This window comes from Neoroseomonas rubea (genome assembly GCF_016106015.1).
In the GTDB taxonomy this organism is placed as follows: Bacteria; Pseudomonadota; Alphaproteobacteria; order Acetobacterales; family Acetobacteraceae; genus Neoroseomonas; species Neoroseomonas rubea.
In genome coordinates this window covers 1-561 of sequence record NZ_JACADQ010000757.1, presented here as the reverse complement: position 1 = coordinate 561, position 561 = coordinate 1, and the positions used below count along the sequence as shown (strand labels likewise).

Here is a 561-nt window from a genome sequence, read left to right as displayed (position 1 = left end):
CGCCCGCTACGCGGCCCGTACCGCGGGCATTCGCGCCGCGCGGCATTCGACCGGCCGCGCGCATCCGCGGGCCGTCAGTCTGCGCGCATGGGCGCCGCCGCTCAACAGCCGAGCGGCGGGGCGGGCAACATGCGGTTGCCGGTCGTCCCGAAGGCGTCTATGGCCGGAAGCCTGCGCAGCGCGGCGCGGGAAGCGGCCGGGACCAGGGCCGCCGCCGCCGAATCGCGCAGGATGACCGCGCGCCGCCGCAAGGGCGGCACGCCAGGGGAGGCCAGGGCCAGGCGCATGAGCACCAGCACCATCACCGGGGCGAACGGCGTGCCCATGCGCGCGACCCGGGGGCTCCGTCCCAGGCGGCGCGCCGCCGCCCTGCTCCTCGGCCTCGGCCTGGCGTTGCCCGGTTGTTCCACCGTCGGCTCGATGGTGCCGAGTCTCGGCGGCCGCCCGCAGGCGCCGCTCGGCACGCCCGGGCACGTGACCGGCTTCGTGGGCGGCGCCGCGGCCGAGGAGCCGCGCGCGGCGATCGTCGCGCGCGACATCCTCTCGGCCGGCGGCTCGGCC

The 561-nt window shown here is 79.0% G+C and carries 1 protein-coding gene and 1 pseudogene; one reads left to right on the top strand and one right to left on the bottom strand.

The annotated features are described in order from the left end of the window. Positions 1–101 precede the first annotated feature (101 nt). Positions 102–302 carry a hypothetical protein gene (locus HW577_RS26250; RefSeq protein WP_198378993.1) on the bottom strand — a complete coding sequence of 67 codons (201 nt, stop codon included), beginning with the start codon at positions 300–302 and terminating at the stop codon, positions 102–104. Here HW577_RS26250 and HW577_RS26245 point away from each other — a divergent pair. Further along, positions 286–561, top strand: a pseudogene (locus HW577_RS26245) (hypothetical protein); the annotation flags it as partial. The gene HW577_RS26250 and the pseudogene HW577_RS26245 sit on opposite strands and share 17 nt — an antisense overlap.